Source organism: Rhizobium sp. NRK18, assembly GCF_024385575.1.
Taxonomy (GTDB): Bacteria; Pseudomonadota; Alphaproteobacteria; order Rhizobiales; family Rhizobiaceae; genus JANFMV01.
Map to the genome: position 1 here is coordinate 20186 of NZ_JANFMV010000005.1, position 15343 is coordinate 35528.

General features: G+C 63.4%; 15 protein-coding genes. 10 read left to right on the forward strand and 5 right to left on the reverse strand.

Features of this window, described 5'->3' with window-relative positions; genetic code table 11:
* Positions 1-89: 89 nt before the first annotated feature.
* From NN662_RS20945 to NN662_RS20960, 4 genes are all read right to left on the reverse strand, one after another.
* Positions 90-995 (reverse strand): LysR family transcriptional regulator, encoded by a 906-nt coding sequence (locus NN662_RS20945; protein ID WP_261932373.1) that lies wholly within the window; start codon positions 993-995, stop codon positions 90-92.
* Between the two features lie 136 nt (positions 996-1131).
* Entirely contained in the window at positions 1132-1467 is a 336-nt protein-coding gene (locus NN662_RS20950; RefSeq protein ID WP_261932374.1) for a type II toxin-antitoxin system RelE/ParE family toxin, read from the reverse strand.
* A complete protein-coding gene (locus NN662_RS20955; RefSeq protein WP_261932375.1) occupies positions 1464-1724 on the reverse strand; it encodes a CopG family ribbon-helix-helix protein in 261 nt (86 codons plus the stop codon). Before NN662_RS20955 ends, NN662_RS20950 begins: the two co-directional genes overlap by 4 nt.
* Before the next feature lie 81 nt (positions 1725-1805).
* Positions 1806-2627, reverse strand: a complete 822-nt coding sequence (locus NN662_RS20960) for a MerR family transcriptional regulator (RefSeq protein WP_261932376.1) — start codon at positions 2625-2627, stop codon at positions 1806-1808.
* A gap of 138 nt (positions 2628-2765) precedes the next feature.
* On the opposite strand from NN662_RS20960, the gene NN662_RS20965 reads away from it, so the two are divergent.
* Entirely contained in the window at positions 2766-4046 is a 1281-nt protein-coding gene (locus NN662_RS20965; RefSeq protein ID WP_261932377.1) for a 4-aminobutyrate--2-oxoglutarate transaminase, read from the forward strand.
* 3 nt (positions 4047-4049) lie between these two features.
* Positions 4050-5528 carry an NAD-dependent succinate-semialdehyde dehydrogenase gene (locus NN662_RS20970; protein WP_261932378.1) on the forward strand — a complete coding sequence of 493 codons (1479 nt, stop codon included), beginning with the start codon at positions 4050-4052 and terminating at the stop codon, positions 5526-5528.
* Positions 5529-5573: 45 nt separating this feature from the next.
* Here the strand turns inward: NN662_RS20970 and NN662_RS20975 are convergent, their stop codons facing one another.
* On the reverse strand, positions 5574-6605 hold the full coding sequence (locus NN662_RS20975) for a LacI family DNA-binding transcriptional regulator (protein WP_261932379.1): 1032 nt from the start codon (positions 6603-6605) through the stop codon (positions 5574-5576).
* Positions 6606-6792: 187 nt separating this feature from the next.
* Between NN662_RS20975 and NN662_RS20980 the strand changes: the two genes are divergently transcribed.
* The 8 genes from NN662_RS20980 (at position 6793) to NN662_RS21015 (ending at position 15307) form a co-directional block, all read left to right on the forward strand.
* Positions 6793-8025, forward strand: a complete 1233-nt coding sequence (locus tag NN662_RS20980) for an ABC transporter substrate-binding protein (RefSeq protein WP_261932380.1) — start codon at positions 6793-6795, stop codon at positions 8023-8025.
* 157 nt (positions 8026-8182) lie between these two features.
* Entirely contained in the window at positions 8183-9085 is a 903-nt protein-coding gene (locus NN662_RS20985; RefSeq protein WP_261932381.1) for a carbohydrate ABC transporter permease, read from the forward strand.
* Positions 9078-10022, forward strand: a complete 945-nt coding sequence (locus tag NN662_RS20990; RefSeq protein WP_261932382.1) for a carbohydrate ABC transporter permease — start codon at positions 9078-9080, stop codon at positions 10020-10022. The genes NN662_RS20985 and NN662_RS20990 overlap by 8 nt, the downstream gene beginning before the upstream one ends.
* A gap of 4 nt (positions 10023-10026) precedes the next feature.
* Positions 10027-11109 (forward strand): ABC transporter ATP-binding protein, encoded by a 1083-nt coding sequence (locus NN662_RS20995; protein WP_261932383.1) that lies wholly within the window; start codon positions 10027-10029, stop codon positions 11107-11109.
* Positions 11110-11140: 31 nt separating this feature from the next.
* The gene (locus NN662_RS21000) at positions 11141-11884 is read left to right on the forward strand and encodes a sugar phosphate isomerase/epimerase family protein (protein ID WP_261932384.1); all 744 of its coding nucleotides are present in this window, start codon (positions 11141-11143) and stop codon (positions 11882-11884) included.
* Positions 11885-11897: 13 nt separating this feature from the next.
* A complete protein-coding gene (locus NN662_RS21005) occupies positions 11898-13019 on the forward strand; it encodes a Gfo/Idh/MocA family protein (protein WP_261932385.1) in 1122 nt (373 codons plus the stop codon).
* 98 nt (positions 13020-13117) lie between these two features.
* On the forward strand, positions 13118-14173 hold the full coding sequence (locus NN662_RS21010) for a sugar phosphate isomerase/epimerase family protein (protein ID WP_261932386.1): 1056 nt from the start codon (positions 13118-13120) through the stop codon (positions 14171-14173).
* Between the two features lie 3 nt (positions 14174-14176).
* The gene (locus NN662_RS21015; protein WP_261932387.1) at positions 14177-15307 is read left to right on the forward strand and encodes a Gfo/Idh/MocA family protein; all 1131 of its coding nucleotides are present in this window, start codon (positions 14177-14179) and stop codon (positions 15305-15307) included.
* Positions 15308-15343 lie beyond the last annotated feature (36 nt).

Genomic DNA, 15343 nt, shown 5'->3' on the forward strand with positions numbered 1-15343 from the left:
TGGCTAACCAATCGTTACTTCGCAGGTTGTATTGTCCACAACCGGTTGAAATCGTCGCACGATGGCGAAGACACGGAAAATCGCCGAAACTATACAGTGCCCCGCGCGAGGCATTCCCCCAGCCATTTGCGGAATGCGGCAAGCGGCGGGTACATGGCGCGGGCCTCGGGCCAGACGAGCCAATAGGCGCCGGAGCCGGGCACCGAGCGCTTCAGAAGCGGCACCAGCCGGCTTTCGCGGATTTCGGTGTCGGCGAGAAAATCCGGCAGCAGTGCGATGCCGAGGCCGGCAATCGCCGCCTGGGTCATGGTGGCGAACTGGTCGAACAGCATGCCGGTGATGTTCGGCGGCGCCGCCTCTTGCGCCGCAAACCAAATGCGCCACGCCGTCGGCCGGGTTTCGAGCTGCAGGAGCGGCAAATCCTGAAGATCGGCGGCGGTGGCGATCGGGTGCTTTTCCAGGAGGGCAGGCGAAATGCAGGCGGTCAGGGTCTCGTCGAACAGCTTCATATGGCCGGCATCGCGCCAGTCGTCCGTGCCGAAATGAATGGCGGCGTCGAAGCTTTCGGCGGCGAAGTTGAAGCGCTTCAGCCGGGTCGCCAGATTGACGGTGATGCCCGGATGGCCCTCCAGAAAATCACCGAGCCGCGGCGCCAGCCAGCGTGTGCCGAAGGCCGGCAGGATGGAGAGCGACAGCGAGCCGCCGCCGGGATTGGCGGCAAACTCCATGCTGGCGCGCTGAACGAGATCGAGCGCGCGGGTAACGTCGCGGCCATAGGCGAGCGCGGCCTCGGTCGGGATCAGCTTCTGGCGATGCCGCTCGAACAGCGGATGGCCGAGCTGCTGCTCGAGATTCTGCACCAGACGGCTGACGGTGCTCTGCGTCAGATCGAGATCACGGGCGGCGGCCGCCGTGGATCCGCTTCTGAGCACCGCCTCGAAAGCGGAGAGAAGGCTGACCGAGGGAAGGAAGCGGCGCGGACGAAAGCTGGACACGGCAGATCATTTCCTATGCATGGAATGCATGAACTTCGCATTGGATAACTGGCAACGACGTCAAGAGCAATGACGGGCTGCATGATTTGCATGGCGCCCGCGGTCATATCGAACTGCACAGACACTTTTCTGGGGCTCAGCTCTGTTCCTCGGAACTGTCATCCAGGTCCTTGTCGAGAGCGACATCCGGAGTCTGCATGATCATGCGTGCATGGCGGATGGTGAGAACGTCGACGATCTTGCCATCATAGAGGTAGTCCAGAAGATAGTCACCGACGACGAGTGTGCGTCCGCCCGCAATCTGCAGGCCGTGCATATGGTTGCCTGTCTCTGGAAACTCGTCGAGCAAATTTCTCGCCTTCTTCATCGCCAGAGAAAAGGTGCGGGCGGCAGGCGGGTTCCGCAAGTGAAGGTATTCCGCTTCCCGACGGATATAGTCAGCGGCTTTCCTGGAAAGCCGGACCTTCGTCATGCGACCTTGCCGGCGATGATGCGATCCATCTCGGCGATGACGTCATCCATGTCCTCGCGCTCGCCTGCGGCGATCTGTTCACGCCCGTGAACGGCGGACAGCAGTTCAGCCCCCTCGTTGAGCAGGTAGGTTCTGAGCGCCCGGACGATGATGTAGCTTCTGGATCGCTCGGTGGCATCGGCGATCTGCTCGATCTCTGCCAGAACGTCCGATGGCACGCGGAGGGTGACGGATTCCGTCGTTGCAGGTTTCGTCATGCGGACCTCCTTGAAGCGTAAGACAATGTAAGACACTTCAGGCAGCGATGCAACGACACGACCAATTGAACCAAGATCCCATCAGAACGTCGGCGGCGTGTTGATCCAGATGAGGACGGTTTCGGTGTCGGCGGCGTTGCGCCAGGAATGCGGGCGGCGGCTTTCGAAATAGAAGCTGTCGCCGGCGGCAAGCTCGAAGAAGCGGTCGCCGTCGAGGACGATTTCAAGCCGGCCGGAAAGGACGTGGATGAACTCCTCGCCCTCGTGCTGATAGGCGCCTTCGCTGGAGGCGCCGGGCGCGAGCTGGAAGCGGTGGCAGTCCATCTGGTTCTGCCCTTCGGCCAGCACGTTGACGGTGACGCCGGAGGAAGAGGGTGGCCAGGACTTCCACGCACCGCCCCGCACCAGCGATTCCCCCTGTCCGGCGACGTCCTGGCCGCTGAGCGCCGCAACCGTGGTGCCGAGATGCTGGGCGACCGTATGCAGGGTCGTGAAGGAGAGCCCCTGGGAGGTGCGCTCGAAGGTGGAAAGAACCGAGGCGGAGATGCCGCATGCGGCGGCAACGGCGTCCAGGGTGGCACCCGCCGCCTGTCGCAGCCGCCGCACCTTGCGGCCGATCGGGATGCCCGCGGGCTCCCGCCGCTTCCGGCGTGCCGGCTCGGTTTTCCGGACAGCCGGCCTGTCTTCCATGCTGTCGCGGATCGCGGCCGGGTTCAGCCCCTTCTCGCTGCGCAGCCAGGCGATCGTCTTCAGCCGGTCCACCAGCGTCTGGTCGTAGAGCCGCTGGCCGCTGTCGGTGCGGATCGGTTCGATCAGCCCCTGGCTTTCCCACAGCCTCAGCGTCGAGGGGGAAACGCCGGCAATCCGCGCGGCTTCGGCGATCTTGAAACGGACATCGTTCATGGCTGCTCCGGCCGGAAGGAAACCCGGCCCTGAGGCCCGGATTAAATCGTTACGGCCATATTGCAACTCTACAGAAAAAATGCAAGAAATCTATTCAAGGCGGCAGGCGCCGGTTTTCCAGATCGAAGGGGATCTCCCATGCTCAACAACGAAGTTGCAACCCGTCGCTCCGACGCCATTTCGCGCGGCGTCGGCGTCACCACGCAGGTCTATGCCGACAAGGCAGAGAACGCCGAGATCTGGGACATCGAAGGCCGCCGCTATATCGACTTTGCCGCCGGCATCGCCGTCGTCAACACCGGCCACCGGCATCCGAAGGTGATCGCGGCCGTCAAGGATCAGCTCGATCACTTCACCCACACCTGCCATCAGGTAGTGCCCTACGAGAACTACGTCCGGCTCGCCGAGCGGCTGAACGATCTCGTTCCCGGCCAGTTCAAGAAGAAGACCGTCTTCGTCACGACCGGCGCCGAAGCCGTCGAAAACGCCGTGAAGATCGCCCGCGCAGCCACCAACCGCTCCGCCGTCATCGCCTTTACCGGCGCCTTCCATGGCCGCACTTTCATGGGCATGACGCTGACCGGCAAGGTCGTGCCCTACAAGACGGGCTTCGGCGCGATGATGCCCGACGTCTTCCACGTGCCGTTCCCGGTCGCGCTGCACGGCACGACGCCGGAAGAGTCGCTCGCCGTCCTGGACAAGCTGTTCAAGGCCGACGTCGACCCGAACCGCGTCGCGGCCTTCATCGTCGAGCCGGTGCAGGGCGAGGGCGGTTTCTATGAAGTGCCGCGCGCCTTCATGACGAAGCTGCGCGAACTTGCCGACAAGCATGGCATCCTGATGATCGCCGACGAGGTGCAGACCGGCTTTGCCCGCACGGGCAAGATGTTTGCCATGGAGCATTACGGCGTCGTCGCCGACATCACCACCATGGCCAAGGGCCTTGGCGGCGGGTTCCCGATCGCTGCCGTCACCGGCCGCGCCGAGATCATGGATGCGCCCGGCCCCGGCGGTCTTGGCGGCACCTATGGTGGCAACCCGATCGGTATTGCCGCCGGCAATGCGGTGCTCGACGTCATCGCGGAAGAAAAGCTCTGCGAGCGGGCGGATTCGCTTGGCAACCGGCTCAAACAGCGGCTGCAGTCCTTGACGGAAGCCGTGCCCCAGATCGCCGACATCCGCGGTCCGGGCTTCATGAATGCGGTCGAGTTCAACCTGCCCGGAACAAAGACGCCGGACGCGGATTTTGCTAACAAGGTCCGCGCCAAGGCGCTCGACAAGGGCCTCATCCTGCTGACCTGCGGCGTCTACGGAAACGTCATCCGCTTCCTGTCGCCGATCACCATCCAGGACGACGTCTTCGCCGAGGCGCTCGACATTCTTGAAACCACATTGCGCGAATGCGCCAAGGAAGCCTGATCCATGACCATTTCCGACACCCTCACCAAGAAACTCAAGGATCCGAGCCTCGCCGTCGACAAGGCCTATATCGCCGGCAAATGGGTCGACAGGAGCGATAGCGGCAAGACGTTCGAGATCACCAACCCGGCCAATGGCGAGGTGATCGCCACCGTGCCGGACATGAACCGCACCGAGACCGCCCGCGCGATCGATGCGGCCTACAAGGCGCAGAAGGAGTGGGCGAAGAAGACCGGCAAGGAACGCGCCGCGGTCCTGCGCAAGCTCTACGACCTGATGGTCGCCAATGCCGATGACCTCGCGATCATCCTGACGATGGAAATGGGCAAGCCGGTTGCCGAAGCGAAGGGCGAGATCCTCTACGGCGCATCTTACGTCGAGTGGTTCGGCGAGGAAGCAAAGCGCGTCTACGGCGACACCATTCCGGGCCACCAGGCCGACAAGCGCATCCTCATCATCAAGCAGCCGGTCGGGGTCGTCGGCGCCATCACGCCCTGGAACTTCCCGAATGCGATGCTCGCCCGCAAGATGGCGCCGGCGCTCGCCGCCGGTTGCGCCATGGTGTCGAAGCCCGCCGGTGAAACGCCGCTGTCGGCGCTGGCGCTGGCCCTGCTCGCCGAACGTGCCGGCCTGCCCGCCGGCCTGTTCAACGTCATCCTGTCGTCGGATTCCTCCTCTGTCGGCAAGGAGCTCTGCGAGAACGACAAGGTCCGCAAGCTGACGTTCACCGGCTCGACCAATGTCGGCAAGATCCTGATGCGCCAGGGTGCCGACCAGATCATGAAGCTCGGCCTTGAGCTTGGCGGTAATGCGCCGTTCATCGTCTTCGACGACGCCGACCTCGACGCGGCCGTCGAAGGGGCGATGGTCTCCAAGTACCGCAACAACGGCCAGACCTGCGTCTGCGCCAACCGGCTCTACGTGCAGGCCGGCGTCTATGACGCGTTTGCCGACAAGCTTGCCGCCAAGGTCGCCCAGATGAAGGTCGGCGACGGTTTCGCCGATGGCGTGAATGCCGGCCCCCTGATCACCGACAAGGCGCTCGCCAAGGTCGAGGAGCACATCGAGGACGCGCTCGGCAAGGGCGCCAAGGTGGCGATCGGCGGCAAGCGCGACAAGCAGGGCGGGCTGTTCTTCGAGCCGACGATCCTGACCGGCGTGACGACCGAGATGAAGGTCGCGCGCGAAGAAACCTTCGGCCCTGTCGCACCGCTCTTCAAGTTCGACACCGAAGAGGAAGTGATCGAGATGGCCAACAACACCGAATTCGGCCTTGCCTCCTATTTCTACTCGAAGGATCTCTCGAAGGTCTTCCGTGTTGCCGAGGCGCTGGAATACGGTATGGTCGGCATCAATACCGGCCTGATCTCCACCGAAACCGCCCCCTTCGGCGGTATCAAGCAGTCCGGCCAGGGCCGCGAAGGCTCGAAATACGGGATCGAGGACTATATCGAGATCAAGTATCTCTGCCTCAGCATCTGAGGCTGGAGACAGACCGGGGCGGCAGCAATGCCGCCCCTTTTTGATTCAGGCAGGGACCGGCCCGGTGCTGGCGCGGGCGATTAGCTCCACGTCGACGAGATGGACCTTGCCCTCGGGACCCGCGCCCCTGTCGTCGTTCAACAGATCCAGGAGGGTTTCGGCCGACCGCCGGCCGAGCTCGGTGCGGTCCTGACGTATCGTCGTCAGCGCCGGGATGTAATATTCCGACAATTCGATATCGTCGAAACCGACCACGGAAATATCCTCGGGCACGCGGACGCCGGCCGCGTGCAGCCCAGAAATCAGCCCGCTCGCCACCTGGTCCGAAGCGCAGAACACCGCCGTCGGCCGGTCCTTCATCGCGACGATCCTTGCCGCTGCCTCGAAGCCGCACTTCAGCGAGAAATCGCCGCGGATGATCCACTCGTCACGGGTTTCGAGGCCAAGCCGCTGGCGCTCGGCCTGCATGCCTTCGCGCCGGGCGCGTGTGAGGACGTTGCCGGCCGGACCGGTGATATGGGCAATCTTGCGATGGCCGAGCTCGTGGAGATGGCGGACGGCGAGTTCCGCCCCGCGGACATTGTCGCTCCGCACCGAGGGGAAGGGGGCGTCATCGACCCATTCGCAGGCAAAGACGACGCGGCCGCCGGACTGGCCCTCAGCCAGCCGCGCCACGTCGCCCGGCATCAGATTGCCGTCCATGACGATCATGCCGTCGATGCGGGCGTCGAGGAAATAATCGACAATGGTGCGGTCCGGCGAGACGACGTCTTCGGTGTCTGCGACAAGGATGGAGAAATCGGTGTTGGCGAAGGCGGCACCGATGCCGGCAAGGATGCGCGAGAAGAAGGGATTGCCGAGGTTGGGCACCAGCACGAGGACCGCACCGGCGCGCCGCATGCGCAGGTTGCGCGCCGCCTGGTTGACGCGATATCCCGTATCGCGAATGGCATCGAAGACCGCATTGCGAGTGGCTTCCGCCAGCATGTCCGGGCTGCTCAAGGCGCGGCTAACGGTCGCTGTGGACACGCCGGCGCGACGCGCAACATCCTGAATCCTGACGGTTTTCTGATCCATGTTCCCCCGTATGCACATCCCTATGCGCGGCCAGCAGTAATAGACTTGACTCATATTTTTGTCTCTGGAATATTCCATGTAATCGATTTCATTTCCAGCAATACATGATTGTAACGATATGTAATCGATTTCATGGCGTGGAGGCGCCGGACACATCTGCCTGTCACAGGCATTTCGGGAGGAAGAAATGAAAGCATTGCGTATGATTCTCGTAGCGGCGACAGCCCTTTCGGCTGCGACCGCTGCTTCTGCAACGGATCTGGAAGTCACGCATTGGTGGACGTCCGGCGGCGAAGCCGCAGCGGTCGCCGAACTCGCCAAGGCGTTCGATGCCACCGGCAACCACTGGGTCGATGGCGCGATCGCCGGCTCCGGCGGTACCGCCCGACCGATCATGATCAGCCGCATCACCGGCGGCGACCCGATGGGCGCTACCCAGTTCAACCACGGCCGTCAGGCGGAAGAGCTGGTCCAGGCCGGTCTGATGCGCGACCTCGAAAGCGTTGCCGAGGCCGAACATTGGCGCGACATCATCCGTCCGTCGAGCCTGCTCGACAGCTGCACGATCGACGGCAAGATCTATTGCGCGCCGGTCAACATCCACTCCTGGCAGTGGCTGTGGCTGTCGAATGCCGCATTCGACAAGGCGGGCGTAGCCGTGCCGAAGAACTGGGACGAATTCGTTGCTGCCGCTCCGGCACTCGAAAAGGCCGGTATCATTCCGCTCGCCGTCGGCGGTCAGCCGTGGCAGGCAGCCGGTGCGTTCGACGTGCTGATGGTGGCAATCGCCGGCAAGGATACCTTCTACAAGGTGTTCAAGGACAAGGATGCCGACGTGGCGGCCGGTCCGGAAATCGCCAAGGTCTTCAAGGCCGCCGATGATGCGCGCAAGATGTCCAAGGGCACCAACGTTCAGGACTGGAACCAGGCAACCAACCTCGTCATCACCGGCAAGGCCGGCGGCCAGATCATGGGTGACTGGGCGCAGGGCGAATTCGCACTCGCCGGACAGGTTGCCGGCAAGGACTATACCTGCCTTCCGGGCCTCGGCGTGAACGAGATCATCTCGACGGGCGGCGACGCCTTCTACTTCCCCAAGCTTGACGACCCGGAAAAGTCGAAGGCCCAGGAAGTGCTGGCTTCGACCCTCTTGGCTCCGGCAACGCAGGTCGCCTTCAACCTGAAGAAGGGCTCGCTGCCGGTGCGTGGCGACGTCGATCTCGCCGCCGCCAACGACTGCATGAAGAAAGGCCTCGAGATCCTGCAGAAGGGCAACGTCATCGAAGGCACCGACCAGCTGCTTTCGGCCGACAGCCAGAAGCAGAAGGAAGACCTGTTCTCCGAATTCTTCGCCAATCCGTCGATGACGCCGGAAGACGCGCAGAAGCGGTTTGCAGACATCATCGCCTCCGCCGACTGACGGACACATAGCGGCCGGCGAGGGCGACATGCCTTCGCCGGCTGAATGACCCCGGAATACCGCGCTATCCGGCGCGGGCGTCCGGAGACGTTGGTTGCCTGCCCGGCATCGACCGCGGCTGCCGGCGTCCCGTCTGCGACAGAGGAGACACATACCAATGACCGAACAGGTTCACGCGCGCCGGCCAAGCCAGCTGCTGCGCAACCTCAATTCCAAGATCGCCTCGATCCCGATGATCCTCACGGCATCGGTGGTCTTCTTCGGCGGAACCATCTGGACGATCGTCTATTCCTTCACCAATTCCAAGCTCCTGCCGCGACTGAAATGGGTCGGCCTCGACCAGTACGAACGGCTGTGGTCGGCGCCGCGCTGGATCATCTCGATCGAGAACCTGGCGATCTACGGCATCCTGTCGCTGATCTTCAGCCTGCTGATCGGCTTCGTGCTCGCCGCGTTCATGGACCAGAAGATCCGCTTCGAGAACACGTTCCGGACGATCTTTCTCTATCCGTTCGCCCTCTCCTTCATCGTCACCGGCCTTGTCTGGCAATGGATCCTGAACCCGGATTTCGGGGTGCAGTCGATCGTCCGTTCGCTCGGCTGGACGGACTTCACCTTCAATCCGCTCTACACCCAGTCGATCGTCATCTACGGCATCCTGATAGCGGCGCTCTGGCAGGGCACAGGTCTTGTCATGTGCCTGATGCTGGCGGGCCTGCGCGGGATCGACGAGGATATCTGGAAGGCCGCCCGCGTCGACGGCATTCCGATGTGGAAGACGTATGTCTTCGTCATCATCCCGATGATGCGCCCCGTCTTCATCACCACGCTGGTCATCATCGCCAGCGGCATCGTGCGCGTCTACGACCTTGTCGTGGCGCAAACCAGCGGCGGTCCGGGGATCGCCTCGGAAGTGCCGGCGAAATACGTCTACGACTACATGTTCCAGGCGCAGAACCTGGGGCAGGGCTTCGCCGCCTCCACCATGATGCTCATCACGGTCTCGATCGTCATCATTCCGTGGGCCTTCCTTGAATTTGGAGGAAAGAAGCGTGGCTAACATCGGCACACTCAACACCACGGCCGCTGCGGCCAATATTTCCGCCGACCGGATGGAGGAAGGCCCGCGCGGCCGACGCCCCAAGCCGCTCCTGTCGCCGCGCAACATCATCGTTTACGGCACGCTGTTCGTCGCCGCCGTCTACTACCTCATCCCGCTCTACGTGATGGTGGTCACATCGCTGAAGGGCATGCCGGAAATCCGCCTCGGCAACATCTTCTCGCCGCCGGTGGAAATCACCTTCGAACCCTGGGTGAAGGCATGGGCGGAAGCCTGCACCGGGCTGAATTGCGACGGCCTGTCGCGCGGCTTCTGGAATTCGGTGCGGATCACCATCCCTTCGACGATCATCTCGATCGCCATTGCCTCGATCAACGGCTACGCGCTCGCCAACTGGCGCTTCAAGGGTGCGGAACTGTTCTTCACGATCCTGATCGTCGGCGCGTTCATCCCCTATCAGGTGATGATCTATCCGCTCGTCATCATCCTGCGCGAAATGGGCATCTACGGTACGCTGACCGGTCTCGTCATCGTCCACACAATTTTCGGCATGCCGATCATGACACTGCTGTTCCGCAACTACTTCACCTCGTTGCCCGAGGAACTGTTCAAGGCGGCCCGCGTCGATGGCGCCGGCTTCTGGCAGATCTATCTGAAGATCATGGTGCCGATGTCGATGCCGATCTTCGTCGTGGCAATGATCATCCAGATCACCGGCATCTGGAACGACTTCCTGTTCGGGGTCGTCTTCACCCGGCCCGAATACTACCCGATGACGGTTCAGCTGAACAACATCGTCAACTCGGTCCAGGGCGTGAAGGAATACAACGTCAACATGGCGGCGACCATCCTCACGGGTGCCGTGCCGCTCTTCGTCTACTTCGTCTCCGGGCGGCTGTTCGTGCGCGGCATCGCCGCCGGCGCAGTTAAGGGATAAGCGCATGTCTCATAGTGTATCGATCAAGAACCTGTCCTTGAGCTTCGGCGCGGTCCACGTGCTGAAGAACCTCGACCTGGACATTTCCCACGGGGAGTTTCTCGTGCTGCTCGGCTCGTCCGGTTGCGGCAAGTCGACCCTGCTCAACTGCATCGCCGGCCTTCTGGAGCCGACCGACGGCCAGATCTACATCAACGACCGCAACGTGACCTGGGAGGAGCCGAAGAACCGCGGCATCGGCATGGTGTTCCAGTCCTACGCCCTCTATCCGCAGATGACGGTCGAGGGGAACCTCTCCTTCGGCCTCAAGGTCGCCGGCATGGCGAAGGACGAGATCGACAAGCGCGTGGCGCGCGCCGCCGACATTCTGCAGATCAAGCCGCTTCTCGGCCGCAAGCCGGCCGCCCTTTCGGGTGGCCAGCGCCAGCGCGTCGCGATCGGCCGGGCGCTGGTGCGCGACGTCGACGTGTTCCTGTTCGACGAGCCGCTTTCCAACCTCGACGCCAAGCTGCGAACCGACCTGCGCGTCCAGATCAAGCGGCTGCACCACTCGCTGAAGAACACCATGATCTACGTGACCCACGACCAGGTGGAGGCGATGACGCTTGCCGACCGGATCGCCGTCATGAAGGGCGGTGTCATCCAGCAGCTCGCCAGCCCTTCGGAAATCTACAACCGCCCTGTCAACAAGTATGTTGCCGACTTCATCGGCTCGCCGTCGATGAACTTCCTCGATGGCGGCATGCAGGGCTCGCCGGCGGTCTTCCGCGCCGACGGCGTCGACATCCCGCTTACCGGCTACGACTTCGCCGAGACGCCGAAGAACGGCAAGGTCTGGTTCGGCATCCGGCCGGAACATGTTCTGACCGGAGAGGCGGCCGCCGCCGCGCCGTTCCGCCACGAGATCACCGTCGAGATCGTCGAGCCGATGGGCTCCGACACGCTCGTCTGGACCTCGATTGGCGGCCAGGAATTCCGCTTCCGCATGGACGGGCAGGCGGAGGTCGATGAAGGCGACACCATGACCATCGGCTTTGAACCGTCCAAGGCTTCCATTTTCGATCAGACCAGCGAACTCAGGGTCTGATCGGCCCCCTCGAACGATACAGGTGACAAATATGAGTGTTTCATTTCAGCTTTATTCCGCCCGCAATTTCACGCCCTGGGAAGATGTCCTGTCGATGCTTGCCGATCTCGGCTACCGGAATGTCGAGGGCTTCGGCGGCGTCTACGAGAACCCCGCCGAGTTCGCCAAGGCGCTGGATTCCCGCGGCCTCGCCATGCCGTCCGGCCACTTCTCGATCGACATGCTGGAGAACGACTTCGGCAAGGCGACCGACATCGCCGCGACCTTCGGCATGAAGAAGATCTACTGCCCCTACCTGATGCCCGACGCCCGTCCGACGGACCAGTCCGGCTGGAAGGGGCTCGCCGACCGGCTGTCGGCCATCAACGAGAAGGTGCGCGCCGCCGGCTACCTGTTCGGCTGGCACAATCATGACTTCGAGCTCGTCGCCCTTGCCGACGGCTCCGTGCCGATGGCGACCATCCTCGACAACGCGCCGGCCATCGGCTGGGAAGCCGACATCGCCTGGATCGTCCGCGGCGGCGCCGACCCGCTCGAATGGATCGAACGCTACGGCAACCGGATCACGGCGGCGCATGTCAAGGACATCGCGCCCGCCGGCGAATGCGTTGACGAGGACGGCTGGGCCGATGTCGGCCACGGCACGATGAACTGGAAGGCGATCACCGCCGCCCTGCTGAAGACCAATTGCGATCTCTTCATCATGGAACACGACAAGCCGAACGACGCGCGCCGCTTCGCCAGCCGTTCGATCACCGCATTCAACAGCTTCTGAAGGATAGTCATCCATGACCAAAGAACTTGGCGTCGGCATTATCGGCTGCGGCAACATATCCACGGCTTACATGCGGTTGTCACCCCTCTTCAAGGGCATCGAGGTGCGCGCCTGCGCCGACATGCTGCCCGAAGCGGCAAAGGCGCGGGCCGCTGAATTCGGCCTGAAGGCGATGACGGTCGAGGACCTGCTCGCCTCCGACGAGATCGACATCATCGTCAACCTTACGATCCCGGCGGCGCATTTCGGCGTCTCGAAGATGGCGCTCGAAGCCGGCAAGCACGTCTATTCCGAAAAGCCGTTCGTGCTCAGCGTCGAGGAAGGCCGCGAACTGGCGAAGATCGCGGAGGCGAAGGGCCTGCGCGTCGGCTCGGCGCCCGACACCTTCCTCGGCGGCGCGCATCAGCTTGCCCGTCACCTGATCGACACCGGCGCGGTCGGCGAGATCACGTCTGGCACCTGCTTCGTGCAGAGCCCCGGCATGGAAATGTGGCACCCGAACCCGGACTTCTTCTTCAAGCCCGGCGGCGGCCCGGTCCTCGACCTCGGCCCCTACTACATCTCCAACCTCGTGCAGCTGCTCGGCCCGGTCAAACGGGTCGGTGCGATCAGCAAGATCGTTTCGAAGGAACGGACGATCACCTCGCAGCCACGCTTCGGCGACAAGATCACCGTCGAGACCCCGACGACGATCCACACGGTGATGGAATTCCATTCCGGCGCGATGATCACCTACGTCACCAGCTGGGACGTCTGGGAGCAGAGCCACACCAACATGGAGCTCTACGGCCGCGACGGCAGCCTGCACGTGCCGGATCCGAACTTCTTCGGCGGCGAGGTGCGGATGACCCGCCAGCGTGCGTTCAGCAACGGCACGCCGACCTGGGATCATCCGTTCGGACGGGCCAATGACGGCGAGCGCGCCAATTACCGCACCGCCGGCCTTGCCGACATGGCGGTGGCGATCGGCGAAAAGCGGCCGCACCGCTGCTCGCTTGAATTCGCGCTGCATGTCGTCGACGTGATGACGTCGATCCTGAAGTCAGGCGAGACCGGCGCGTTCGTCGAGATCTCGACCACCTGCGAGCGGCCGGCGGCCCTTGGTCCGGACGACGCGGCCAAACTGCTCGTCTGACCAGCGGCCAATCATGCGGGCGGCCTCTTGGCCGCCCGTCAAACCCAATTACAATAAGCACCCGGCTTGAAGCCGGACAATTCGGAGGACCTGAGGATATGGCAAAGACGATGAAAGGGCCGGCCCTGTTTCTGGCACAGTTTGCTGGTGACGCAGCGCCCTTCAATTCCCTCGAGGCTATCACCAAATGGGCCGGCGGGCTCGGCTACAAGGGCGTGCAGATCCCGACCTTCGTGCCCAGCCTGTTCGACCTCGACAAGGCGGCGGAAAGCGACGCCTATTGCGACGAGGTCAAGGGCATCTGTGCGGATGCGGGCGTCGAGGTCACCGAGCTCTCGACCCATCTGCAGGGCCAGCTCGTCGCTGCGCACCCGGCTTACGACATCGCCTTTGACGGCTTTGCGCCGGCATCGGTTCACAACAACCCGAAGGCGCGGCAGGAATGGGCCGTCGACCAGATGGTCAAGGCCGCCCGGGCCAGCCGCCGGCTGGGGCTCACCGCCTCGGTCAGCTTTTCCGGTTCGCTGCTCTTCCCCTATCTCTACCCGTGGCCACAGCGCCCCGCCGGCCTGATCGAGGAAGGCTTTGCCGAACTCGGCCGGCGCTGGAAGCCGATCCTCGACGTCTATGACGAAAACGGCGTCGACGTCGGCTACGAACTGCATCCCGGCGAGGACCTGTTCGACGGCGCCACCTTCGAGATGTTCCTCGAGCAGGTCGACGACCATCCGCGCGCGCAGATCAACTACGATCCGAGCCACTTCCTGCTGCAGCAGCTCGACTACCTGCAGTTCATCGATTTCTACCACGAGCGCATCTGCGCCTTCCACGTCAAGGATGCCGAGTTCAACCCGGACGGACGCCAGGGCGTCTATTCCGGCTACCAGGGCTGGGTGAACCGCGCCGGCCGCTTCCGCTCGCTCGGCGACGGGCAGGTGGACTTTTCCGGTATCTTCTCCAAGCTGGCGCAATATGACTATGACAGCTGGGCGGTTCTCGAATGGGAATGCTGCCTGAAATCGCCGGAGCAGGGGGCGGCGGAAGGTGCGCCCTTCATCGCCAGCCACATCATCGAAGTGACCGGCAAGGCCTTCGACGATTTCGCCGGCGGCAGCACCGACAAGGCAATGATCAGAAAGATGTTGGGACTTTAACACATGAGCAAACTGAAACTTGGAATGGTCGGCGGCGGCCAGGGCGCCTTCATCGGCGGCGTGCATCGCATGGCCGCGGCGATCGACGGCCAGTGGGAGTTCGTCGCCGGCGCGCTGAGCTCCGACCCGGCCCGCGCCCTCGCATCCGGCCAGGAACTCGGCCTTGCCGCCGAGCGCATCTACCCCTCGTTCGAGGAGATGGCCAAGGCTGAAGCCGCGCGGCCCGACGGCATCGACGCCGTGGCGATCGTCACGCCGAACCACATGCATGCCGCCCCGGCGGTCGCCTTCCTGAAGGCCGGCATCCATGTGATCTGCGACAAGCCGCTCGCCGCCACCATGGAGGACGCCGAAGCGATTGCCGCTGCCGTCAAGGAAAGCGGCAAGCTCTTCGTGCTGACGCACAATTACAGCGGCTATCCGCTGGTCCGGCAGGCGAAGGAAATGATCGCCCGCGGCGACCTCGGCGACATCCGCGTCGTGCAGGTGGAATATCCGCAGGACTGGCTGACCGAGCCCGCCGACAACAAGCAGGCCGACTGGCGGACCGATCCGGCCCGCTCCGGCGCGGGCGGCTGTGTCGGCGATATCGGCACGCATGCCTTCCATCTGGCAAGCTTCGTCACCGGGCTGAAGACGGAGAAGCTTGCGGCCGACCTCGACGCCTTCGTCGAAGGCCGACGGGTGGACGACAATGTCAACGTGATGCTGCGCTTTGCCGGCGGCGCCAAGGGCATGCTGTGGGCAAGCCAGGTGGCGCCCGGCAACGAGAACGGCCTGAGGCTGAGGGTCTACGGCTCCAAGGGCGGCATCGAATGGATGCAGGCGGTGCCGAACCACATGTACTACACGCCGTTCGGCAAGCCGATGCAGATCCTGACGCGCGGCGGGGCAGGGGCGACCGAGGCGGCAACCCGCGTGACCCGCATCCCGTCCGGCCATCCGGAAGGCTATCTCGAAGCCTTCGCGACGATCTACCGGGAAGCCGCCGCGATGATCCGCCACGCCAAGGACGGCACGCCACTGCCGGCCGGCGTGGAAGCGCCGTCGATCGAGGATGGCCTGACCGGCATGCGCTTCATCTCCGCCTGCATCACGTCTTCGCGTAACGACGCAGCGTGGACGGCGCTCTGAAAGCAGCGTTGGATCGAGAATGATCGGCCCGCACCG

Coding starts and splice junctions, on each gene's coding strand:
- NN662_RS20950 (WP_261932374.1), bottom strand. CDS start 1,467: ATGACGAAGGTCCGGCTTTCCAGGAAAGCCGCTGACTATATCCGTCGG.
- NN662_RS20955 (WP_261932375.1), bottom strand. CDS start 1,724: ATGACGAAACCTGCAACGACGGAATCCGTCACCCTCCGCGTGCCATCG.
- NN662_RS20960 (WP_261932376.1), bottom strand. CDS start 2,627: ATGAACGATGTCCGTTTCAAGATCGCCGAAGCCGCGCGGATTGCCGGC.
- NN662_RS20965 (WP_261932377.1), top strand. CDS start 2,766: ATGCTCAACAACGAAGTTGCAACCCGTCGCTCCGACGCCATTTCGCGC.
- NN662_RS20970 (WP_261932378.1), top strand. CDS start 4,050: ATGACCATTTCCGACACCCTCACCAAGAAACTCAAGGATCCGAGCCTC.
- NN662_RS20975 (WP_261932379.1), bottom strand. CDS start 6,605: ATGGATCAGAAAACCGTCAGGATTCAGGATGTTGCGCGTCGCGCCGGC.
- NN662_RS20980 (WP_261932380.1), top strand. CDS start 6,793: ATGAAAGCATTGCGTATGATTCTCGTAGCGGCGACAGCCCTTTCGGCT.
- NN662_RS20985 (WP_261932381.1), top strand. CDS start 8,183: ATGACCGAACAGGTTCACGCGCGCCGGCCAAGCCAGCTGCTGCGCAAC.
- NN662_RS20995 (WP_261932383.1), top strand. CDS start 10,027: ATGTCTCATAGTGTATCGATCAAGAACCTGTCCTTGAGCTTCGGCGCG.
- NN662_RS21000 (WP_261932384.1), top strand. CDS start 11,141: ATGAGTGTTTCATTTCAGCTTTATTCCGCCCGCAATTTCACGCCCTGG.
- NN662_RS21005 (WP_261932385.1), top strand. CDS start 11,898: ATGACCAAAGAACTTGGCGTCGGCATTATCGGCTGCGGCAACATATCC.
- NN662_RS21010 (WP_261932386.1), top strand. CDS start 13,118: ATGGCAAAGACGATGAAAGGGCCGGCCCTGTTTCTGGCACAGTTTGCT.
- NN662_RS21015 (WP_261932387.1), top strand. CDS start 14,177: ATGAGCAAACTGAAACTTGGAATGGTCGGCGGCGGCCAGGGCGCCTTC.